Below are 21,310 nucleotides of genomic sequence, written 5' to 3'. Positions count from 1 at the left end.
GCACGGGGCAAGGACAAGCCTCAGGAGCCGCGCAACAGGCGCATCGGACTGCTGTCGTATACGCTGCGTGTGCCCAGATGGCCGGCGGCCAGTACCAATAGCGCTCCGATTATCGGCAAAATGGCCAGCCATGGATGGAAATGCCATGGCAGGTCGAATACCCGCTGGTAGAGCAGGTAGCTGGTCAGCTCGCAGGCCAGCCAGGCCAGCACGCCACTGGCAGCCCCCTGGGTCATGAACTCGTGACGGTTGATCGCCTGTAGCAGCCTGCGCTCGCCGCCAAGTGCCCGCAGCAGTGCGCCCTGATGGATGCGGCTGGACAGGGTGCTTTGCACACCGGCCAGCAGCACGCTGATGCCGGCAGCCAGCACAAACAGCAGAATGAACTCGATGGCCAGGGTGACCTGGGCCATGATGTCGCGCAGCTGATTGAGAATCGCATCGATACGCAGCAGGCTGACCGCCGGAAATTGCTGGCTGAAACTGCGCAGCTCGCCGGCCTGTTCAGCAGGCAGATAGAAGCTGGTGATGAAGGTGTGCGGCAGTGCCGGCAGGTTGTGCGGGGCAAAGATCACAAAGAAGTTGGGCTGCATGCTGCCCCAGTCCACGGTGCGCAGGTTGTGTACCCGGCTGTGTATGATCTGGCCGCCGATGTTGAAGCTGACCCGGTCTCCCGGCACTACCTGCAGACGCTCGGCCAATTCCTGTTCCATGGATATATCAATGGTCTCGCCGTCCGCGTCATCGTCGCTCCACCACAGGCCGTCGGCCAGATAGTTGGCATCGGGCAGATCCTGGCTCCAGGTCAGATTGAGGTCGCGCTGTACCGTGGACAGGGCGCGGGAATCCGGCTCCAGCCGTTCCAGTACCGGTTGATCGTTGATATGGGTCAGGCGGCCGGGCGTCATCGGGTAGAAGTGCGCCACGCTCGGGCTGCTCCGGTGCAGCCAGTCGCTGACGGCATCACGCTCGTCCGGCAGGATGTTGAAGGCGAAGTGGTTGGCGGCCTGCTCGGGTAGCTGGGCCTGCCAGTTGCTCAGCAGCTCGCCGCGCAGCAGGGCGATCAGTGCCATGGCGAACAGGATCAGGGCAAAGGCCAGACTCTGCCCGACGGCCAGCAACGGCTTTTGCAACAAGTGGCCAAGCCCCAGCCGCCAGACCAGCCGGCGCTCGACGAGCTGACCGGCCAGGGTCTTGAAGCCGGAATAGACCAGCAGGCCCAGCACCAGTGCGGCCAGCACACCGCCCGCCAGCAGTGTTGTGGTGAGCTGCGGGTCCAGACTGAGCCGCCACATCAGCAGTCCCAGGGTGATCAGTGCCAGCAGATACACCAGCCAGCCGGCGACGGGCATGGGTTGCAGGTTGCGGCGCAAGACCCGTAGCGGCGGGACCTGGCCCAGCCCCATTAGCGGCGGCAGGCCGAAGCCGAGCAGGCTGGCCAAACCGGTCAGTAGCGCGGTCAGGGCGGCGCTGCCGCCGGCAGGCGGGATATCGGCTGGCAACAGGTCGGCCAGCGTGGCAAATAGCAGATGCTGTGCCAGCCAGCCAAGAATGATGCCCAGTACGCTGGCAACCAGGCCGACCAGCAACAGCTGTTGCAGAAACAGCAACAGGGTGTCGCGGCGTGACAGACCAAAGCAGCGTAGCAGGGCGGCGTGATCATACCTTTTGCCGGCAAAGTTGCCGGCCGACAGGGCAATGCTGACACTGGCCAGCAGAATGGCCGCCAAGCTGGCCAGCCCCAGATACTGGCGGGCACGCTCCAGTGCCTGGTTCAGCGTGGGGTTGCCATCGGCGAGGCTTTCCAGCTTTTGCTGGGGTTGCAGGTGCTCCTGCAGGGTGTCACGGTAGCTCTGCAATGCCTGGCTGTCGCCGCGCCACAGCTGGCGGTATTGCACACGGCTGCCGGGCTGGATGGCGGCGGTGGCCGGCAGGTCCTGCAGGTTGATCATGGCGCGTGGCGTAAAGGCGGCAAAGCCGCCGGCGCGGTCCGGCTCGTCGGTCAGCACACGGCTGGCACGCAGCCGGGCCGCACCCACTTCCAGCATGTCGCCAGGACGGATCTGCAACAGATCGAACAGCTGGGCATCGAGCCACGCTTCGCCGGGCGCCGGGCGACCGCCTTTGCTGATTTCTCCCTGCACTGTGGCGCTGGAGCCCAGGCTGCCGCGCAGCGGGTAGGCATCGTCCACCGCTTTCAGGGTGGCCAGTTGCATGCCGTTGTCACTGGCCAGCATGCTGGCAAATTCGACGGTATGGGCAGTGCTCAGGCCCAGCTGGCGGCCCTGTTCGATCAGTTCGGGGCTGGAGGCGATGCTGCCGCTGACGACCAGGTCAGCGGCGAGGAATTCGCTGGCACGCAGCTCCATGGCCAGGTGCAGGCGTTCGGCAAAATGGGCGATGGTGCTGCTGCTGGCGACCGCCACCAGCATGGCAAAGAACAGGGTATACAGCTCCGGCGAGCGGGCTTCGCGCAGGCTCTGCCGCCAGGCCATGCGGGCCAGAAACCACCACTGCTGCATCATGACTGCTCCGTCAGATGGCCGGCTTCGAGCCGGATTTGCCGGGCGCAGCGTTGTGCCAGCCGCTCGTCATGGGTGACCAGCACCAGCGTGGTGTGGTGAGCACGGTTAAGTTCGAACAGCAGGTCGGTGATGCGTTCGCCGGTCTGGCTGTCCAGATTGCCGGTGGGTTCGTCGGCAAACAGGATGTGGGGTTCTGCAGCGAAGGCGCGGGCAATGGCCACACGTTGTTGCTCACCGCCGGACATTTGCCGGGGGTAGTGGCCGGTGCGCTGCTCCAGTCCGACCTGCTGCAACAGATCACGGGCACGTTGCCGGGCGTCTTTGCGATGCTTCAGTTCCAGCGGCAGCATGACATTTTCCAGCGCGGTCAGGCTGTCGAGCAGCTGGAATGACTGGAACACGAAACCGACCTCGCGGGCGCGCAGGGCGGCACGCTGGTCTTCGTCCAGCGGTGCCAGGCTCTGGCCGGCGATCAACACTTCGCCGCTGCTGGGCAGGTCGAGGCCGGCCAGCAATCCGAGCAGGGTCGACTTGCCCGAACCGGAGCGGCCGACAATCGCCAGGCTATCGCCGGGCTTCAAGGACAGGCTCAACTCGTGCAGAATGCACAGCTGCTGGTCGGCAACGGCGACGGTTTTACTGAGGTTGCGGGCTTGCAAAACGTATTCGGACATGGAGACCCTGATGAAAAACTGGTTACGGCTGATGTGTGCGGTGCTGTTTGCCGGCCTGTGCACCATGGCACAGGCGCAGACCCTGCTGGTGGTGGGCGACAGCATCAGTGCCGCCTACGGCATCGAAATCGAACAGGGCTGGGTGGCACGGCTGCAGCAGCGGCTGGATGAACGGGGCTCATCTTATCAGGTTGTCAATGCCTCCATAAGTGGCGATACCAGTGCCGGTGGTCGCGCCCGCTTGCCGGCATTGCTGGAGCGGCACCGGCCGGCCCTGACCATCATCGAGCTGGGCGGCAATGACGGCTTGCGCGGTTTACCGCTGGAACGCCTGCAGGACAACCTTGGTACCATGGTGGAGCAGGCAAGGCAGCAGGGTAGCGAGGTGATTTTACTGGGCATGCGCATTCCGCCCAACTACGGGCCGCGTTATACCGAGGGCTTTTATCAGGTGTATCAGCAGCTGGCGCAGGAGCTGGATGTGCCGGTGCTGGACTTCTTTCTGGAGGGCGTCGGCGGTGTCGAGGGCATGATCCAGAGCGACGGCATTCACCCCACCGCTGCAGCCCAGCCGCTGTTGCTGGATAATGCCTGGCCGCTGATCGAGGCCGGCCTGCAGGGACCTGCTGAATAGGCGGTATTGAAGCAGTTCCGTCCTGGTCAAAAGGCGGCAGTTAACAAATTTTCAAGCAGTATTGAACAACAGGTACAGCATGTCCGAATTTAATCTGGTCACATCCTACACACCGGCGGGCGACCAGCCCAAGGCCATCGAGCAGCTGGTACTGGGGCTGGATTCCGGGCTGGCCTACCAGACCCTGCTCGGCGTGACCGGCTCCGGCAAGACTTTCAGCATTGCCAACGTGATCCAGCGCGTGCAGCGTCCGACCATTGTACTGGCCCCGAACAAGACCCTGGCGGCGCAGCTGTATGGCGAGTTCAAGGCGTTCTTTCCCGATAACGCCGTCGAGTATTTTGTTTCCTATTACGACTATTACCAGCCCGAAGCCTATGTGCCGGCGTCCGACACCTTCATCGAGAAGGATGCCTCGATCAACGACCACATCGAGCAGATGCGGCTGTCGGCGACCAAGGCGCTGCTGGAGCGGCGTGATGTCATTATTGTCGCCACCGTTTCGGCGATCTACGGCCTGGGCAGCCCGGAAAGCTACCTGAAGATGGTGCTGCACCTGGACCGGGGCGACCGCATCAACCAGCGCGAGATCCTGCAGCGGCTGGCCACGCTGCAATATACCCGCAATGATCTGGACTTTGCCCGTGCCACCTTCCGGGTGCGTGGTGACGTGATCGACATCTACCCGGCCGAATCCGATTTCGAGGCGATCCGTGTCGAGTTGTTCGATGACGAAGTGGAAAACATCAGTGCCTTCGATCCCCTGACCGGCGAGGTGCTGGGCCGCCTGCCGCGCTTCACCTTCTACCCCAAGAGCCACTATGTCACCCCGCGCGAGGTGTTGCTGGAGGCGGTCGAGAACATCAAGACCGAGTTGGCCCAGCGGCTGGAGTTCCTCTACAGTGAAAACAAGCTGGTCGAGGCGCAGCGGCTGGAGCAGCGTACCCGCTTCGATCTGGAAATGATCCTGGAGCTGGGCTACTGCAACGGCATCGAGAACTACTCGCGCTACCTCTCCGGGCGTCCGGCCGGGGCACCACCGCCCACGCTGTATGACTATCTGCCGGACGATGCATTGATGGTGATCGACGAGTCCCACGTGTCGGTGCCGCAGATCGGTGCCATGTACAAGGGCGACCGCTCGCGCAAGGAAACCCTGGTCAACTACGGCTTTCGCCTGCCGTCGGCACTGGACAACCGTCCGATGCGCTTTGAGGAATGGGAAACGGCCAGCCCGCAGGCGATTTTTGTCTCCGCCACGCCCGGTCCCTACGAGGCCGAGCATGCCGGCCAGATCGTCGAGCAGGTGGTGCGGCCGACCGGGCTGGTCGACCCCGAGCTGGAGATCCGGCCGGCGCTGACCCAGGTGGACGACCTGCTGTCACAGATCAATGCCCGCGTGGCGGTGGAGGAGCGGGTGCTGGTCACCACGCTGACCAAGCGCATGGCCGAGGACCTGACCGAATACCTGGCAGAACACGGCGTGCGGGTGCGTTATTTGCACTCGGATATCGACACCGTGGAACGGGTGGAGATCATCCGCGACCTGCGCATGGGCGTGTTCGACGTGCTGGTCGGCATCAACCTGCTGCGCGAGGGCCTGGACATGCCGGAAGTGTCGCTGGTGGCGATTCTGGATGCCGACAAGGAAGGCTTCCTGCGCTCCGAGCGCTCGCTGATCCAGACCATTGGCCGTGCCGCGCGCAACCTCAACGGCAAGGCGATTCTCTACGCCGACCGCATCACCGGCTCGATGCAGCGGGCGATTGACGAGACCGAGCGCCGCCGAGCGAAACAGATCGCCTTCAACGAGGAGCACGGCATCACTCCGCGTGGCGTGCAGAAGGACATCAAGGAAATTCTCGAAGGCGCCACCGTGCCTGGTGCGCGCAGTAACAAGCGCAAGGCGCAGGCGCGCGCTGCCGAGGGGCAGGGCGACTATGCCGAACTACGCACGGTGAAGGACATCACCAGGGAAATCGGCAAGCTGGAAGAGAAAATGTTCAAGCATGCCCGCGATCTGGAATTTGAGGCGGCGGCCAACCTGCGCGACCAGGTGGCGGCATTGCGCGAACGGCTGATCGAGCTGAGTTAGTTGGGCATGCCGCGGCCTGAGAGTGCTCAGGCCTGCGGGTTGTAGCCGACGATATATCGGGCAGCTTCTTCCGGCGGCAGGGGTTTGCTGTAGTAATACCCCTGGATCTGACTGCAGCCGAAACGCTTGAGCAGTTCTGCCTGGCGGGCGCTTTCCACGCCCTCGGCCAGCACGGTGATCGACAGGCGGCGCGCCATCTGGATGATGGCGGTGACAATGGCCTGGTCGCCAGCGTCGTTGTCCATGTCGGCAATGAACTCGCGATCGATCTTGAGCTTGTCGATTTTGAAACGCTTCAGGTAACTCAGTGATGAATAACCGGTACCGAAGTCATCAATGGACAGCTTGACGCCCATGGCGTGCAGGTGCCGGATGCGCTGCTCGGAAAAGTCCGGCTTCTTCATTGCCATGGCTTCGGTCAGCTCCAGTTCCAGCAGGTGGGGCGGTACCTGGTGGCGCTGCAGCAACTGGCTGATCTGCTCAGTAAAGCCGGGGTGCTCAAACTGGATGGCCGAAATGTTGACGGCCATGGCCACCGGCGGCAGGCCCTGATCCAGCCAGCTGCGCAGCCGGGCCAGTGCGGAGTCGAGAACCCATTCACCAATCGACAGGATCATCCCGCTGGCTTCGGCCAGCGGGATGAAGTCGCACGGCGGGACACTTCCCCAACTTTGGGAGTCCCAGCGCAGCAGGGCCTCGACCCCGATCACGCGCTGTTGCTCAAGGCATACCTGGGGCTGATAGACCAGGTGCAGCTCGTTGTGCTCGATGGCGGTTTTCAGGGCATTGCTTTGTGCCAGACGCAGCCCGGCCATTTCCTGCATTTGGGATTCGTAGAACTGGTAACTGTTGCGCCCCGCAGTTTTGGCCTTGTATTTGCCGATTTCGGCTTTTTGCAGCAGGCTGCCCAGGCTGTCCGCATCGGCAGGCCAGAGTGCGATACCGACCGAGGCAGTCAGCGACAACACCTGACCGGGCAGGGTAATGGGCTCGACGACAAGCTCCAGTAGTTGCTGGATACGGCGGATGACATGGTTTTCGGTTGCGTTGGTCAACAGGATGACAAAGTCGTCTCCGGAAATCCGGGCAATGGTCTCGTTTTTGTACAGGTTGTCACGCAAGCGGTAGGCGATCTGTTGCAGCAGGATATCGCCGGTGGTGTGGCCCAGGGCGTCGTTGACTTCCTTGAAATTGTCCAGGTCGAGCCAGAGCACGGCAACAGGATTGTTGTCGGCGCAGAACAGTTCGAAGTGTTGCTGCAGCAGCTCACGGTTGGGCAGCCCGGTGAGCGGGTCATGGCGGCTCAGTTGCTCAAGCAGAATGGTGTAGTTTTTCTTGTCGGTAATGTCCTCGGCAATCGACAGAAAACCGGTGATTTCGCCAGCGGGAGAGCGGGACGGAAACACGCGCAGATATATGGTGAAAGGATTGCCATCCTTGTGGGTGCCCTGGATTTCGCCAGACCATGGGCTGCCTTGAAGAATTTCACGGTTGATTGTGTCGGCTTGTCTGGCCGAAGTGCCGGATGCATGCAGGAAGTGCGGGGGCCGGTTGAGCACTTCGGCTTCCTGATAGCCGGTCAGGCGGGTGAATGCCTGGTTGACTTGCTGGATGCGCAACTGGCTGTCGAAGACCACAATCGACAGGGGGTTGAATTCGACGGCGTGGGACAGGGTGCGTAATGACTGTTCGGCCCGATAGCGATCTGTGATATTGCGCGAGATCACCAGGAAAGAAGGCGGTGCCGGGGTGTTGTTGAGCCGGGCTACTGAAACTTCGAACCAGTCGGTACTCCCGCTGGCTATTTCCAGGCTGAACGGGCCGGTCCGTGCATTGCCGCTTTCAGCTGCCTGGTCAATGGCCTGCTGGACGATGTCGGCTGACTCGACGGGCATCACATCGTACAGTGAGCGTCCCAGCAGGTGTGGTGTCGGGGATTCCAGAACGGCCCGCTCGGGCGTGTAAACCTGCAGATAACGCCCTTCACGGCTCATTTCAAACAGCAGGTCGGGCAGGGTGCAGAGTGTCAGGTCAAGACGTCGGCGCGACTGTTCGAGCAGGTCATAGGGGCGCTTGATGGTATCGCTGAAGATTGCACGAAATAGAAAAAAGTAGCCGGCGATTTTGTACAGATGGCCGGTCAGGCTGTAAGTGTCGTGAATGTCAATGTAAAGAATGAAGAACATCTCGCCAAATGCCATCAGCAGACTGGCGGCAAAGAAACCGCTGGCATTGAAGAGGCGTGGGCGGCGCAGGTGCAGGGAAAAGCCCAGTGCGGCAATGAAAAAAACTGCCATGACCAGATATTCCAGGTTCCGTTTGAATGCCGTCGGCCCCTGGCCATCGATGTAGATCGCCGGCAGCATGCCCGGATACCACAGGAACAGGACGTGCAGTGTAAACAGCAGGGCGAGCGTGAACAGCAGCAAAAAGCAGGAACGCAGGAGGTTCAGCGGCTTGTGCCAGGCATAAAAGGCGCTGGCGAGCAATCCGGTACCCATGGCCAGACGGGCAGCCAGCCAGAACAGGATGGCCTTGTCGGTGCTGTTGGGCGTGATGTAGTCCGGCATGCCGGGAAAGGACAACAGGTGGGAGAAGTCGAGAATGCCGCTGGCAAGTGAGGCCAGTGCAATGATCGACAGGTTGCGGGGCAGGCTTTTGTTGCGGGTACTCCAGATGATGGTGAATACCAGCAGGGCCAGGATGATCGATATGGTTTCCAGCAGGGTATGCAGGGGAATATAGCTCACAATGATTGCCGCCCAGCCGCTGTCCGGCGGAACAATGGAAGCAAGCATGATCAGCAACAGGCCGATGGCGGCGGCAGCAAAGGCAATCCGGGCTTCGGCACCATGACTGCTATGGGTGAGCATCAATATGCTCCCGGGCATGTTGCGGGTTGGGCATGGACTTCTCGGTTGACATGAAAACGGTGCGGACCGGCTGTGGCCATTGGCCATTTAATAGGAATCCTGCTTGTAAGCAAAGTGTTTTACATTTTTTTGGCGTCAATATCAAGTTATGCCACCCGGTTGCGCCCTTGTTGCTTGGCTTGATAGAGGGCGTTGTCGGCCTGCTGGAGCAACTGTCCGAATTCCATCCCCGGCAGCACGTGCTCACAGGCGGCCAGGCCAATGCTGACGGTGATGTGGCCCAGCGGGGAGTGCTTGTGTTCGATCTGTTCGAGGTTGACGGCGGCCAGTATGTGAGCGGCGATGTCCCTGGCCGTTTTGTCGGGAGTATCCGACAGGACCAGTACGAATTCCTCGCCGCCGTAGCGGGCAGCGAGGTCACCGGGGCGGCGGGCATGGGTATCCAGAATGGTGGCGACCCGGCGCAAGGTGTCGTCTCCCTGCAGGTGGCCGTAGTGGTCGTTATAGTTCTTGAACCAGTCGATATCGATCATCAACAGGGCAAAACTGCTGCGCTGGCGCTGTGCCTGTTGCCACAGCCGCAGCGACTGCTGGTCAAGACAGCGGCGGTTGGCCAGTCCGGTCAGACCATCGGTGATTGACTGCTGTTCCAGCAGGCGGTTGGCGCGGGACAGCTCTTCGGTGCGCAGGTTGACCTGGTGTTCCAGTTCGGACGTGTGGGCCTGCAGTTGCTGGGCCATGCTGTCCAGCGAGTGTGCCAGAGAGACCATTTCCCGGACCGGGCCGACATCCGGCAGTGGCGCTGCCCATTGTCCGCGTCTCAGGCGCGTGGCCCAGCGTTCAAGCGCCAGTAGCGGGCGGGAAATCCGGTCGGTAACAAAAATCACCACCAGGCTGCTGAACATCAGGATCAGCCAGCCGGCAGAGAGTGCATCGCGCCAGATCATGTTGGTCAGTGCGGTCTGGCTGCTGGCCGGCATGGCAATGGCAAGGCGCAACTCGGGCCCGTCCGGCAGGATGATGTTCTGCCATGCAAGCAGGTAGGTCTCGCCAGCGACTTTCATGGATGGCGTGCCGGAGCTGTCCGTCGAGAGGATTCCGCTCATGGCCCGGATCACCGGGTTGGAACTGTCGGCCAGGCTCAGCCGCCGGAGCGTATCGCCATCGCTCTGGTAGACCTGGTCGCGGCCGGAAGTAGCCAGCAGCGTGCCGTCGGCTTCGCTCAGGACCAGGGTGGCCTGCCGGTTGTTGTCGTGCTTTTCCAGCACTTCGTCCAGCTGGGACAGGGCCACATCGGCGCTGATGACGCCAATGAATATGTTGTTGCTGTCAAACAGCGGCGCGGAAATGCCGATGCCGAGGCCGGCATACTGCTTCTTGTCGTCGAAGGTCTTGTACAGGTGTGGCGGGTACCACTGCATGCTCAGGTTCTTCTGTGCCTGCTGATACCAGGCCTGATCGCGGGAGTCGTAAGCCGGATTGCCGCGAATGAAGCTGACGCTGGGGCGGTTGTTGTCATTGACCCAGTGCACGCGCATTTCGCGACCGGTTGCCAGGGTGGCCCACTGCATGCGCAGGGTGCGGTCGGTGCCGCCGGGTGGCCGGCTGGCGGCATAGAACTCGCCTTCGGTGTTGGCCATGGCCAGGAAGCTCAGATAGGGCTGGATACGCAGCTGGGTGGCAAAGAAGCCGAGGATGTCTTCGGAGCGGCTGGCTTTCAGCACGTCCTGGTGAAACAGCTCGCTGTTGAAGGCGGCCTGCCGGGGCGTGCCCAGTACTGCCTGGATCTGTGTGCCGGCCTGTTGCAGCAGGGTTTCACTCTGCTGTTTCAGCTGCTGCTGGCTGACCTGTTGTACCGACGAGTAGTACAGCAGCTCGAACAGCATGATCAGCACGACAATGGGGGTCACGGTCAGCAGCAAAAGGGAAAGACGCAGGGTGATCTTGCGGCGCGAGGAAAACAGGCCGCTGAGCAGGCCATGGCGTTTCAGGCAGTAAACCAGCAGCAGGGTGGTCAGGCCGGCACCGCCCAGCCGGATCAGGTCCTGACGGATCTTGAAGCTCTTGTGATCGCTCTGGCGCGGCAGGCTGCGGATATCCCAGATGGCCTGTTCGGGCAGTGTGACCATCACTCCCGGCGGAAGCCGCCTGAATGTTTCCGAGTCGCCCTGCACCATGTGATCGCTGTATTCGGGGTGATGCAGCTCGACCAGCAAGCCGTACCGCTCGGGCTGGTGTCCGGCAGCCAGCAGCAGGCTCTGGATGTCCACGGCTGTGGACACCATGCCCAGCTGGTCGACGGGCAGGGCCACCGGGGTGCGGATGATCATGCCTGGCCGGCTGGTCTGTTGCAGGCGATAGGGTTCGCTGATGACGGTCTCGCCAGTAATGAAGGCACGCCGGATCGAACGCATGTTTTCCGGGTACAACAGGTAGTCCATGTTGGCAATGGCTTCGTTGTTTTCTTCCGGAATGACATGGAAGATCTTGTAGTTGCGTGACAGCGAGATACTGGCGACCGGGTCGGTTGTCCGGAGGCTGTTCAGCAGCTCGCTGCCGGCCGGGTTGTTGAAGGTGTCCGGCTGTGCAGCCAGCTGTGTGGCCAGGTTGCGGTTATTGGTGATGATCCGGTCGATGCGCGCCTGCAGGTTGTCGCGGATATCGGCAAGGTAGGCATCCTGTTCCTTCTGATGCATGCGCTCATGCAGGCTGGCAGAGAATTGTTCGGCCAGCAAGGTCAGGCCGGCGCCTGCCATCAGCAGGAGTATGGTCCGGATCAGCAGCTTTTTCATGTGCATGCCCTGTGCAAAGCGCTATTGATTGCTTTGTGCCACTATAGCGCGGCATTCCGCAGGGATGGTGTCAGTTTAACTCTTTTATGGTGAACGGACGCATCCTTTTATTCGTGCCGGGTTGCCTTCCGGCAGTGAAAGTGCCGCAGCAGTGCCTTGCCTGCAAATCAGTCCCTGATCTGCAACTCGCGTGCCTTGATATAGATGTAGCGGATTTTCTCGTATTCGAACGGCGAGTTGAGCTGGCCGTACCTGAGTTCGGTGGTATGGCGGGTATCAATGACTTCCAGTCCGTACAGTGCCGGCTGGCGTCGGCTGGTTTCGGGGTAGTCGAGCCAGTTGATATCCCGTTCCAGCAGGAAATCAGTGACCAGGCCACCGGTGTCACGCAGGCTGGACGGCCCGAGAAAGGGCAGCATCAGGTAGGGGCCGGGAGGCACGCCGTAGTGGCCGAGAGTCTGGCCGAAATCCTCCTTGACTGGCTCCAGCCCCATCTTGCTGGCTACGTCCCAGAGTCCGGCAACGCCGAAAATGCTGTTGAACAACAAGCGTGCGGTGCTGTGCATGGCCCGCTTGCCCTTCAGCTGCAACAGACTGTTGGCGATGGTGGGCACTTCCTTCAGGTTGGCGTAGGCATTGCTGATGCCGCTGCGCAGCGGGCGCGGCGTGACCTTGCGGTAGGTGCGTACTGTCGGCAGAAATACATGCTGGTCGAATTTGTAGTTGAAGTGATAGATGCGCCGGTTCAGTTGTTCGAGCGGGTCGCTGACTTTCAGGGCGCCAAGGGTGGCGCGTTCGAACTGGTACTGTTCCAGTTCGTCGCTGAAGGTCAGCCGCTCCAGCGGGCGGGTGAACTCGTACTGCTGCGCACTGGCCAGCGGTAACGCCAGCAGCAGGGCGCTTGCCAGCAGGAGTCTATTCATAGGTCTGCGCATGGAAAAACTCCAGCATGTCGGCGGCATTGGTGGTGAACTGCATGTTGCCCAGGTGTCCGCCACGGGGGTAGAGCATCAGCCGGGAGCCGAGCAGGCCGTCCAGGTATTCAAGATCACCCTCGCCAAGAATGATGTCGTCTGCATTGTGCATCACGGCCAGGTTGTCAGCCTGACGCAGGTAATCAGCAAGGGCGTACAGGCTGGTGGCGTGGATCAGCTGCTCAAGGCTGCCATCGGGCTGGTAGCGTTTCTGCCAGAAGGGCAGCAGCTGGTCACGCAGGTAGCAGTTGAAATCACACAGCATGGCCAGCTCGAAATAGGGCGTCAGGCTGGTGCCGTCGTTGATGCGCACGCCGGGTTGGGTGATCAGGCCGCGGCGGTTGATCAGGTCGGAGACAAAGTTGATGTCGGCGGAAGCGAAGCGGAACACGCTGGCAATCAGCAGCGCCAGCTGCTCGTCATTCAGCCGCTCACGGGATTGCTGGAACTCGAACAGCATCGCTTCGTTGAGGTCGAAACGGCCCTTGCGCTCGAAGAAACGGGCCAGACGGTCGAACAGGGACTGATAGAAGGATTCGCCTAGAGGCAAATCGTCCAGCCTGACCCGGGCCATGCGGTCCAGATTGCTCACCGAAGTATGCAGATTGACCGGCGGGTTGATCAGCAATGTGCGGCTGAAGCCGATGGCCTGTTGCTGGCTGTCCATTTCACTGACAAAGGCGGCCTCGAGGGCACCAAGGCTGTAACCGGTCAGATGCCAGTCGCTGACCGGCAGGTCGTCATGACGCTGGCGGATGCGCTGCATGACAGCGTACAGCTCGGCAGCATCCAGCGGCGAGTAGCCGGGAGTCGCATGTTTGGAGGCCGAAACCATGAAGTCGTAACTGGTCGGCGAGGACAGCTGGACCACATGGAAGCCGGCGCCGTAAAACAGCTTTTTCAGGTATTCCATGCCACTGGCGTCATAGCGCGCGCCGGTACCGGCAATGATGAAAATCAGCGGTGCCTCGTGCTTTTGCCGGGCCAGCCGGTACTTGAAACGCTTCACCGCCCAGAAATTGGCCGGCAAACCATGCTCGCGCTCGGGGCGCAGGTTGAAACTGTAGTCTTTCTGTTTGATATCACGCGTGGCAGGCAGCTGCGGCATCAGCGGCCCGGGCGTACCGGCAATGGTCGCCTCAAAAGGGTTGGCAAGGGGATAGCCATAATCCTTGGCAGCCACCAGACCGGGCAGGGCACAGAGAAACAGCAGGCAGGCGAGTACGCGTAGAGCTTGTCCGGCTTTCATGGGCATGGGCTGATTCCTTTGTTGCACGTATATCCAGAACCTTCAGTACAAATGACAGTTTCATTCACAGATCGGACAAAACTCATAAAACCAGCAACCCACATGGCGACAGCACCCCGCTATCATCGATAGCGGGGCCAATCCCTCCACCCGCACAAGGCAGGTTCGGGCCGGGTGTGGCCGAGGGTCAGGCATTAGCGGTTTGTGGCACTTCAGTGACACGAACCAGCGTCAGCCTGACTCCGGCCACGCCCGGCCCTGACGCCGAAGTGCAAACCCCCGCGCCCAAAAAACACCAATCCAAAAATCAACTAATCCGCTGCCCCGGCACAGCCCCGCTATCAGGACTCAGCAGGAAAATATCCTTTCCGCCAGGGCCGGCCGCCAGCACCATGCCTTCCGACACGCCGAACTTCATCTTGCGCGGGGCCAGGTTGGCCACATAAGCAGTCAGCCGGCCTTCCAGCTTGGCAGGGTCAGGGTAAGCACTCTTGATGCCGGAAAATACATTGCGCTTGATGCCGCCCAGATCCAGTGTCAGGCAAAGCAGCTTGTCGGCACCCTCCACGAATTCGGCCTTTTCGATCAGCGCAATGCGCAGGTCAACGGCAGCAAAGGCGTCAAAGTTGATCTCGTCACCAATCGGGTCCTTGTCCAGCTCGGTTGGTTCGCCTGCTGGCTGCTGGTTTTCCACTTCTTGCAAATCCTCTTTGGCTGCTTCGGTCATGGCTTCGACCTGTTTGGCATCGATCCGGGTCATCAGTGGCTGAAACGGGTTGAGCTGGTGATTGACCAGACGGGTCTGTAGCTGATCCCAGTCCAGACTGTCCACATTCAGGAATTGGCGGGCGTTTTCCGCCAAGACAGGCAGCACAGGCTTGAGGTAGATGACCAGCTGCTTGAACAGGTTGATACCCAGCGAGCAGATGGCCTGAACCTCGTCCTGCTTGCCGTCGATCTTGTTCATGGCCCAGGGCGCCTTGTCGGCAATCCAGGCGTTGGCATCGTCGGCCAGATGCATGATCTCGCGCATGGCGCGGGCAAAATCACGGTTTTCGTAAGCCTCGGCGATGCTGGCTTCGGCGGCCAGGAAACTGTCCCACAGCTCGGGAGCGGCATTGGCTTCGGCCAGCACGCCGGCATTGCCCTTGTGCACGAAGCCGGCACAGCGGCTGGCGATGTTGACCAGCTTGCCGACCAGGTCGGAGTTGACCTTGTGAATGAAGTCTTCCAGATTCAGGTCCAGATCCTCGACACCACGGCCCAGCTTGGTCGCGTAGTAGTAACGCAGGTATTCAGGCTGCAGATGTTCCAGATAGGTGCGCGCCTTGATGAAGGTGCCGCGCGATTTGGACATCTTGGCACCGTTGACGGTCAGGTAACCGTGCACGTTGACGGCAGTCGGTTTGCGGAAACCGGCACCTTGCAGCATGGCCGGCCAGAACAGCGCATGGAAGTTGATGATGTCCTTGCCGATGAAGTGGTACAGCTCGGTGTCGGTACCCTTGGCCCAGAAGCTGTCGAAGTCCAGATCGGTGCGGCGTTCACAGAGGTTCTTGAAGCTGGCCATGTAGCCGATGGGCGCATCCAGCCAGACATAGAAGAACTTGCCCGGTGCGCCGGGGATTTCAAAACCGAAATAGGGCGCATCACGGGAGATGTCCCACTCCTGCAGGCCGGCATCCAGCCATTCGGCCAGCTTGTTGGCCACCGACGTTTGCAGTGCGCCGCTGCGGGTCCAGCGTTTGAGCATGTCGCTGAACTCGGGCAGACGGAAGAAGAAGTGCTCCGAATCCTTCAGCACCGGGGTGGCACCGGAGATCGCCGAGCGCGGGTTTTTCAGTTCGGTCGGGTGGTAGGTGGCACCGCACTTTTCGCAGTTGTCACCGTACTGGTCTTCGGCCTTGCACTTGGGGCAGGTGCCCTTGATGAAACGGTCGGCCAGGAACATGCCCTTTTCCGGGTCGAAATACTGGGTCACCGAACGGGTGGCAATATGGCCGGCCTTTTTCAGGCGGTTGTAGATCAGCTCGGACAGCTCGCGGTTTTCTTCGCTGTGAGTGCTGTAATAGTTGTCGAAATCCACCAGAAAGTCGGCAAAGTCGCTGCTGTGTTCGGCATGTACGTTGGCAATCAGTTGCTCGGGCGTAATGCCTTCCTGTTCGGCACGCAGCATGATCGCCGAGCCGTGGGCATCATCAGCGCACACGTAAATGCACTGGTGCCCGCGCATTTTCTGAAAACGCACCCACATGTCGGTCTGGATGTACTCCAGCATGTGCCCCAGGTGAATGGAGCCGTTGGCGTAGGGAAGTGCGCTGGTAACAAGAATCTGGCGGGTCGGGTTCATGGTGCTTCCAACAGGATAAAGATGAAATAAAGCGTCACATTGTAGCGAAAAGTGGCGGGTTGTTCACCTGTAGTGGTACCGGTGGCGCGTTGTCGCGGGTGGCGATGTGCCAGCCTGGCACGACAAGCTGTTGTACGGGTGTTTTTGTGTGAGGTAGCGGTTGCTTGTTTTTCGGCCCGGACTGCTTGCCGGCGCGATGCCGGGACGGGAAGCGGGCGGCAAATCACACAGCAAAAAAAAGCCTGATCGACTAGACTGAGGCGGTTCCGTTTTTATTCGTCACAGGAGTAAGCAGCCATGACACAGCCTGGCCGTGAGCAGGTAGAAGCCGCTTTGCGCGAGCTGACCGACCCCCATTTGAATCAGGATCCGGTCAGTGCCGGGTGTGTGCGTGACATCCGCATTGCCGATGGCCAGGTTGATGTACAGCTGCAGCTTGGTTATGCCGCCGACCAGTTCAAGACAGGCTGGGCGCAGATGCTGCAAATGAAGCTGGAGCAGCTTGAGGGTGTGACGGCAGCACGTGTGCAAGTCGACTGGGAAGTGCCTGCGCAGGCCGGCATGGCCGGGCCGGCCACCCTGGCGCAAGTGAAAAACGTGATTGCCGTATCCTCCGGCAAGGGCGGGGTCGGCAAGTCCACCACTGCTTCCAACCTGGCGTTGGCGCTGGCCCGTGAGGGAGCCCGGGTGGGTGTGCTGGACGCCGACATCTATGGCCCGAGCCAGGGCATCATGTTCGGTATCGCGCCGGGCACCCGCCCGGGTGTGAGGGATGAAAAGTACTTCGTACCGGTAGAAGCCATGGGCATCAAGGTAATGTCGATGGCGTTTTTGACCAATGACGAGACACCAATGGTATGGCGCGGCCCGATGGCCTCCGGTGCGCTGCTGCAGATGTTGACGCAAACTGCCTGGGGTGAGCTGGATTATCTGGTGGTGGACATGCCGCCGGGCACCGGTGACATTCAGCTGACACTGTCGCAAAAGGCGGCAGTGGCCGGTGCGGTGATTGTCACCACACCACAGGACATCGCCCTGCTGGACGCGAAAAAAGGCATCGAGATGTTCCGCAAGGTCAATATTCCGGTGCTGGGTGTGGTGGAGAACATGGCCATGCATGTGTGCTCCAACTGTGGCCATATCGAACACATTTTTGGCGAGGGCGGTGGTGGCCGGCTGGCCGATACCTACGAAGTCGACCTGCTGGCCTCGTTGCCGCTGTCCATGGCCATCCGTATGCAGTGCGATGGCGGCAAGCCGACCACCATGGCCGACCCGGAAAGCCAGATCGCCATGATCTACCAGCAGCTGGCGCGCACCGTTGGCGCACGCCTGAGCGTGGCTGCCCATGCGGGTACGGTGATGCCTGAAATCCAGATCGGCTAAATGCAGGCTTGCCCCGCAAGTGCGGGGCAAGGGTTTCGGTTACACCCGGTAGCGGCTGACCTCGCGGGCCAGCTGCGCCGCCAGATCGCTCAGGCGGGCCGTGGCAGTGCCGGCCTGGCGTGTGCCATCGCTGGTCTGCTGGTTGATGGCAACGATCTGGTGAATGTTCTGGTTGATATGGCCAGATACCGCCGTCTGCTCTTCTGCCGCGCTGGCAATTTGCAGGTTCATGTCGTTGATGATGTTGACCGCCTCGGTGATGCTTTGCAGCGCCTGGCTGACGGCCCGGGTCTGGTTGACGGTTTCTTCGCTGCGCTGGCTGATCGAGGTAATGGTGTTGACGGCCTTGCCGGCATCCTCCTGCAGGGCCTCGATGGTTTGCTGGATTTCCTGGATGCTGTCCTGGGTCCGGCTGGCCAGCGTGCGCACTTCGTCGGCCACCACGGCAAAGCCGCGTCCGGACTCCCCGGCACGAGCAGCTTCAATGGCCGCGTTCAGGGCCAGCAGGTTGGTCTGCTCGGCAATATTGCGGATCACTTCCAATACACTGTCGATACGCTGGGCGTCCGCGCCAAGGGTCTCGATGATGTGTACGCCTTCCGTTACCTGTTCGGACAGGCCGGCAATCACTGACTGGGTTTGTACCACCAGTGTCTGTGCATCATTGACCTGGCTGGCCGCGCTGTGTGCAGCCTGTGAGGCTTCGCTGGCGCTGCTGGCCACTTCATGGGCGGTGGCAGTCATTTCGTCCATGGCCGTGGCCACCTGGTCGCTTTCGCTTTTCTGCTGCTCGACACCCTGTTCGGCTTGCCGCATGATTTCGGCCAGTTCGATGGAGGAGTCGTTGAGCGTGCCGGACGTGGAGTTGATGTTCTTGATCAGCCCCTGTACCTGGTCGGCAAAGCTGTTGAAGGCGCAGGCCAGCTGGCTGATTTCATCCTTGCCGTTGACCGCCAGGCGGCGGGTCAGATCACCATCGCCGCGGGCAACATCGTTCATGGCCAGTACCGCCGAGGCCAGCGGCTGGCTGATGGTGCGTACCACCAGCAGGGCCAGTGCAACGATGACAACCAGTGCAATCAGCGCGGTTGTCAGCGAGCCGATCAGCGTGCTCCGGATGCTGTCCGCCACGCTTTGCTGCATGTGGGCAACCTGTTGCTCCAGCCCGCTGATCCAGAAACCGGTCCCCAGCATGATGCCCCAGTCCTCAAGCATGATGGAGTAGCCCAGTTTGGGTTCGATGCTGCGGGTTTGGGTATTTTCCCAGCTGTAAGGGGTGAAATCGCCACCTTTTTGGGCGGCGGCAAGCAGCTGCCGGATCATCAGCACCCCGTTGGGGTCCTTGAAATCAAGCAGGTTCTTGCCCACCAGCGCCGGGTTGACACCGTGCATCACATTGACACCTTGGGTGTCGTAGGCAAAGAAATAACCCGTGCTGCCGGAATCGTCAAAACGCAGCTGACTGAGAATCTCCCATGCCTGCTGCTGTATTGCCGGATTGTTTGCCGAACCGGGCTGCCGGTACAGGTGCTCGATCGAGGTACGGGCGAGTTCGACGTAGTTGCGCAGCTCCTGGCGGGTGCTGGTTTCCATGTTGGTGGTGAACTCGAGGATCGCCTGATCGCCGATTTTGCGTGCTTGCTCAAAACTGTAGTAAGTCAGGAATGCTGCCAGCAGGGTTACAGGCAACAAGGCAAGAAACAGGACACGGGTACGAATGCTAAAGCTGTTCATGAGGACTCACTTCTATGGCGACCGGGCTCATTGTGCGAGGCCGGGCTTGCTATGTTTATGGGTGCTGCCGGTTTTGATAAAACGGGCAGGCTGGCACATTGTCAGCAGGGGCATGCCAAAGGTATCGACTTGAAAGTAAAAAACTTTAGCCAGCAAGTGGTGTGAAACTGATGCCTTGTTGTGAGCGGGTTCAAAGGTCGGGTGCCGGGGTCGCCTGTGGTGTCGGCAAAAGGAGTTTTGAGCCCGATGTTTGATCCCGGTTCCGGGCCGGACTGTCCCGGATGGCTATACTTCGGCATTACCAAATTATAAATAACCATGGGGGCGCCATGATACAAATCCCGAATCCGGCCTACTGGCTGATCGAACTGCTGACCTGGTGGGAAGGCAGGGTTCAGCCCGGGCAGCTGGCCCTTTATTGGCAGTGCACGCGGCAGCATGCCAGTAAAAGGTTGAATGAATACAGAGCACTTCATCCGGATGCTTTGGCCTATTCCAGGGCTTTGAAGGCCTACTTGCCGGCTTCTGGGTTTGTTCCCGCCAGCATTACCCGCGAAGCCAATGAGTACCTCAACTGGTTGACGGGTTATAGCCCGGCCACACAACAGCGACTGGCTGCCTGGGCGCTGCAGCTGCCGCCCCGACACATCACGCCGGAACTGATGCGCCCGATTGTGCAGGCGCTGCGTGAAGGCCGCCGTGTTGACGTTGACTATGGTTCGATTACCAGTGCAGATCGCAATGGCCGGGTTATTGTGCCTCATCACCTGGTCAAGACCGCAGCGCGCTGGCATATACGAGCGTGGTGTGAAGATAAAAAACAGTTTCGTGACTTTGTTCTTAGCCGGTTTCCCCCCGCCTTATTCACCAAGCATCAAAATTCAGCTGTTTTTTGCTGAAGCTTAGAGCAGGGTGTTCAGCCAGAAACAGCCTCAGCAGTTATGCTGATTTCGTAATTTGAGCCCGCCCGGGATCACCGCTCAGCGTTGCGGTATCACTCAGGTCTTCCCAGCCCTGGGCGCGCTGAATCAATAAGGTACGCAGCTGGCTGGACAGGCTGTGCACGACCCGGGACGGATCACGAGGATCAATCAGTTGCTGATCCAGCCGCTCAATTACACCGCTGCGATCCAGCGTTTCGCGCAACAGCAAAGCCCCACCGTCGCTGCTGGTTTGACGGTTGCTAATCTGGACGGAAACGGAGCTGTTGCAGGTTGGTTTCCAGGTTGATATGGTTTCACCCATGGTGAGCGGCCTCTCTAATCAAGCTCTTGGCGTAACATATTGATTTTAAAGGATAAATCGCTCGCTTTCTTTGTTTTTAGTCAATGCTCGTGAATAAGGCGGGATGACGATCCGTAGGGCAGGCGCTTGCGCCTGCCCTGCCTTAGCGACGTAGCATGGACGCCGCCGCAGCCACCATGATCGTCGCTGCGCCACGGAACAAGTGCCTTTGAGCATGCGGGCTGGACAGCAGGTGTCGAATACGCACCGCAGCGACAATGAACAGTGCGTTCACGCTCAGTAACACCAGGACGGTCAGGGGCACCAGCATAAGCGCCCAAGTCTGCAGTGATACCGCCTGCAGATCGATGACCAGCGGCAAGATTGCCAGATAGAAAGCGATGGTCTTCGGGTTGCCCAGCGTGATGGTCAGTCCGGATAAAGCAGCTGAAAGGAGTTCCCGCTTCTTCACCGATCTGCCGACTTCTATCGCCTGGTGATTGGCGAACCAGAACTGCCAGGCCAAGTAGCAGAGATACAGTGCTGCGCCCCAGCGCACGACCTCGAATAGCTCATTGAAATGCTCGGCGACCATGGCCAAGCCAAAAACAGCAAAAGACAGATAGATCAGATCACCAAGGATCAAGCCGAATAGCAGACAAAACCCTGACAAGGTGCCGCTGCTGACGCTGCGTGCAACCAGAGCGGCCAAACCCGGCCCGGGAACGGCTGCGGCAATCCCCAGCGCCACTGAATATGAAAGTACCTGCGTTAAATCTAGCATGTCACGATCCTGATGA

Annotated in this window: 13 protein-coding genes and 1 pseudogene; 4 read left to right on the top strand and 10 right to left on the bottom strand. The window is 60.3% G+C overall.

What is annotated here, in order from left to right:
* Positions 1–20: 20 nt before the first annotated feature.
* Together AR306_RS10130 and AR306_RS10125 are read right to left on the bottom strand one after the other, a co-directional pair.
* Positions 21–2,525: an ABC transporter permease gene (locus AR306_RS10130; RefSeq protein WP_407071206.1), complete on the bottom strand. Its 2,505-nt coding sequence runs from the start codon at positions 2,523–2,525 to the stop codon at positions 21–23.
* Positions 2,522–3,199 carry an ABC transporter ATP-binding protein gene (locus AR306_RS10125; protein ID WP_101497456.1) on the bottom strand — a complete coding sequence of 226 codons (678 nt, stop codon included), beginning with the start codon at positions 3,197–3,199 and terminating at the stop codon, positions 2,522–2,524. Before AR306_RS10125 ends, AR306_RS10130 begins: the two co-directional genes overlap by 4 nt.
* A gap of 31 nt (positions 3,200–3,230) precedes the next feature.
* On the opposite strand from AR306_RS10125, the gene AR306_RS10120 reads away from it, so the two are divergent.
* Positions 3,231–3,833 (top strand): arylesterase, encoded by a 603-nt coding sequence (locus AR306_RS10120; protein WP_240622550.1) that lies wholly within the window; start codon positions 3,231–3,233, stop codon positions 3,831–3,833.
* A 79-nt stretch (positions 3,834–3,912) separates the two neighbouring features.
* Positions 3,913–5,928 (top strand): excinuclease ABC subunit UvrB, encoded by a 2,016-nt coding sequence (uvrB, locus tag AR306_RS10115; RefSeq protein ID WP_101497454.1) that lies wholly within the window; start codon positions 3,913–3,915, stop codon positions 5,926–5,928.
* Between the two features lie 26 nt (positions 5,929–5,954).
* Here the strand turns inward: uvrB and AR306_RS10110 are convergent, their stop codons facing one another.
* The 5 genes from AR306_RS10110 to metG all read right to left on the bottom strand — a co-directional run bounded on the left by AR306_RS10110 (position 5,955) and on the right by metG (position 16,166).
* Positions 5,955–8,801 carry a bifunctional diguanylate cyclase/phosphodiesterase gene (locus AR306_RS10110; protein ID WP_166627821.1) on the bottom strand — a complete coding sequence of 949 codons (2,847 nt, stop codon included), beginning with the start codon at positions 8,799–8,801 and terminating at the stop codon, positions 5,955–5,957.
* A gap of 146 nt (positions 8,802–8,947) precedes the next feature.
* Positions 8,948–11,593 (bottom strand): sensor domain-containing diguanylate cyclase, encoded by a 2,646-nt coding sequence (locus AR306_RS10105; RefSeq protein ID WP_166627822.1) that lies wholly within the window; start codon positions 11,591–11,593, stop codon positions 8,948–8,950.
* A 167-nt stretch (positions 11,594–11,760) separates the two neighbouring features.
* A complete protein-coding gene (locus AR306_RS10100) occupies positions 11,761–12,516 on the bottom strand; it encodes an MlaA family lipoprotein (RefSeq protein ID WP_101497451.1) in 756 nt (251 codons plus the stop codon).
* Entirely contained in the window at positions 12,509–13,822 is a 1,314-nt protein-coding gene (locus AR306_RS10095; RefSeq protein ID WP_101497450.1) for an alpha/beta fold hydrolase family protein, read from the bottom strand. The genes AR306_RS10100 and AR306_RS10095 overlap by 8 nt, the downstream gene beginning before the upstream one ends.
* Before the next feature lie 301 nt (positions 13,823–14,123).
* On the bottom strand, positions 14,124–16,166 hold the full coding sequence (gene metG / locus AR306_RS10090) for a methionine--tRNA ligase (RefSeq protein ID WP_101497449.1): 2,043 nt from the start codon (positions 16,164–16,166) through the stop codon (positions 14,124–14,126).
* A 297-nt stretch (positions 16,167–16,463) separates the two neighbouring features.
* On the opposite strand from metG, the gene apbC reads away from it, so the two are divergent.
* Positions 16,464–17,552 carry an iron-sulfur cluster carrier protein ApbC gene (gene apbC, locus AR306_RS10085; RefSeq protein WP_101497448.1) on the top strand — a complete coding sequence of 363 codons (1,089 nt, stop codon included), beginning with the start codon at positions 16,464–16,466 and terminating at the stop codon, positions 17,550–17,552.
* Between the two features lie 39 nt (positions 17,553–17,591).
* On the opposite strand, the gene AR306_RS10080 is transcribed toward apbC, so the two are convergent.
* Positions 17,592–19,286, bottom strand: a complete 1,695-nt coding sequence (locus AR306_RS10080; RefSeq protein WP_101497447.1) for a methyl-accepting chemotaxis protein — start codon at positions 19,284–19,286, stop codon at positions 17,592–17,594.
* Positions 19,287–19,615: 329 nt separating this feature from the next.
* On the opposite strand from AR306_RS10080, the gene AR306_RS10075 reads away from it, so the two are divergent.
* Positions 19,616–20,185, top strand: a complete 570-nt coding sequence (locus AR306_RS10075) for a WYL domain-containing protein (RefSeq protein WP_166627823.1) — start codon at positions 19,616–19,618, stop codon at positions 20,183–20,185.
* Positions 20,186–20,255: 70 nt separating this feature from the next.
* Here AR306_RS10075 and AR306_RS10070 read toward each other — a convergent pair.
* Together AR306_RS10070 and AR306_RS10065 are read right to left on the bottom strand one after the other, a co-directional pair.
* Positions 20,256–20,531 (bottom strand): annotated as a pseudogene (locus tag AR306_RS10070) (transposase); the annotation flags it as partial.
* A gap of 142 nt (positions 20,532–20,673) precedes the next feature.
* Positions 20,674–21,294, bottom strand: a complete 621-nt coding sequence (locus tag AR306_RS10065) for a LysE family translocator (protein ID WP_101497444.1) — start codon at positions 21,292–21,294, stop codon at positions 20,674–20,676.
* Between the last annotated feature and the right edge of the window lie 16 nt (positions 21,295–21,310).

It is taken from the genome of Thiopseudomonas denitrificans (assembly GCF_002866065.1).
Classification (GTDB): Bacteria; Pseudomonadota; Gammaproteobacteria; order Pseudomonadales; family Pseudomonadaceae; genus Thiopseudomonas; species Thiopseudomonas denitrificans.
Note: the sequence above shows the minus strand (reverse complement) of the source record. Positions and strands in the feature narration are given on the sequence as shown.

What these genes read in the sequence shown, in the direction of transcription:
- AR306_RS10080 (WP_101497447.1), bottom strand. Translation starts at nt 19,286, where the DNA reads ATGAACAGCTTTAGCATTCGTACCCGTGTCCTGTTTCTTGCCTTGTTG.
- AR306_RS10125 (WP_101497456.1), bottom strand. Translation starts at nt 3,199, where the DNA reads ATGTCCGAATACGTTTTGCAAGCCCGCAACCTCAGTAAAACCGTCGCC.
- AR306_RS10095 (WP_101497450.1), bottom strand. Translation starts at nt 13,822, where the DNA reads ATGCCCATGAAAGCCGGACAAGCTCTACGCGTACTCGCCTGCCTGCTG.
- AR306_RS10130 (WP_407071206.1), bottom strand. Translation starts at nt 2,525, where the DNA reads ATGATGCAGCAGTGGTGGTTTCTGGCCCGCATGGCCTGGCGGCAGAGC.
- AR306_RS10105 (WP_166627822.1), bottom strand. Translation starts at nt 11,593, where the DNA reads ATGAAAAAGCTGCTGATCCGGACCATACTCCTGCTGATGGCAGGCGCC.
- AR306_RS10110 (WP_166627821.1), bottom strand. Translation starts at nt 8,801, where the DNA reads ATGCTCACCCATAGCAGTCATGGTGCCGAAGCCCGGATTGCCTTTGCT.
- metG (WP_101497449.1), bottom strand. Translation starts at nt 16,166, where the DNA reads ATGAACCCGACCCGCCAGATTCTTGTTACCAGCGCACTTCCCTACGCC.
- uvrB (WP_101497454.1), top strand. Translation starts at nt 3,913, where the DNA reads ATGTCCGAATTTAATCTGGTCACATCCTACACACCGGCGGGCGACCAG.
- AR306_RS10100 (WP_101497451.1), bottom strand. Translation starts at nt 12,516, where the DNA reads ATGAATAGACTCCTGCTGGCAAGCGCCCTGCTGCTGGCGTTACCGCTG.
- apbC (WP_101497448.1), top strand. Translation starts at nt 16,464, where the DNA reads ATGACACAGCCTGGCCGTGAGCAGGTAGAAGCCGCTTTGCGCGAGCTG.
- AR306_RS10120 (WP_240622550.1), top strand. Translation starts at nt 3,231, where the DNA reads ATGTGTGCGGTGCTGTTTGCCGGCCTGTGCACCATGGCACAGGCGCAG.
- AR306_RS10065 (WP_101497444.1), bottom strand. Translation starts at nt 21,294, where the DNA reads ATGCTAGATTTAACGCAGGTACTTTCATATTCAGTGGCGCTGGGGATT.
- AR306_RS10075 (WP_166627823.1), top strand. Translation starts at nt 19,616, where the DNA reads ATGATACAAATCCCGAATCCGGCCTACTGGCTGATCGAACTGCTGACC.